Genomic DNA, 466 nt, shown 5'->3' on the forward strand with positions numbered 1-466 from the left:
TCTTGACGCGATCGCTGATCTCGGTCTTCATCGGGCAGCCGGAGGTGGTGAGGTAGATGCCGACGCCGACGGTCCCGTCGGCGGAGATATCGATGCTCTTGACCATCCCGAGATCGGTGATGGGTTTGCGGATCTCCGGGTCGATCACTTTCGTGAGCGCGGTCCGAACGTCGGATTCGGTCAGTACAGCCATGTCTTCATGCTAGGCGGTGCGCAGGGGCTCGATGAACGGCAGGGCAGCGCAGCGCCGGCCGGTCAGTGAATGCGCGGCAGCTGGTCCGAGGTCGGAACGATGCCGGTGGCGTATCCGGCCGACCAGGCGAGCACGTTCGCCACGTATGCCATCGAATTGTTGTAGCGCAGGATCGCTTTCGTGGTGGATCCGAGATCGCGCATGTTGGTGCCGCCGTCGCAGAGGTACATGCCGGTGGCCAGGGCCGCGTCGTACAGGTTCTGGGGGTCCGAG

1 protein-coding gene and 1 pseudogene are annotated in these 466 nt (G+C 63.9%); both read right to left on the reverse strand.

All coding sequences use genetic code 11. From position 1 onward, the window contains the following. Positions 1-193: metal-sulfur cluster assembly factor (locus J1M87_RS28105; protein ID WP_206492933.1), on the reverse strand; the 193-nt coding region annotated here is incomplete at its 3' end. 62 nt (positions 194-255) lie between these two features. Further along, positions 256-466, reverse strand: a pseudogene (locus J1M87_RS28110) (murein transglycosylase); the annotation flags it as partial.

Origin of the sequence: Rhodococcus sp. KRD162, assembly GCF_017168335.1 — a bacterium.
Lineage (GTDB): Bacteria > Actinomycetota > Actinomycetes > Mycobacteriales > Mycobacteriaceae > Rhodococcoides.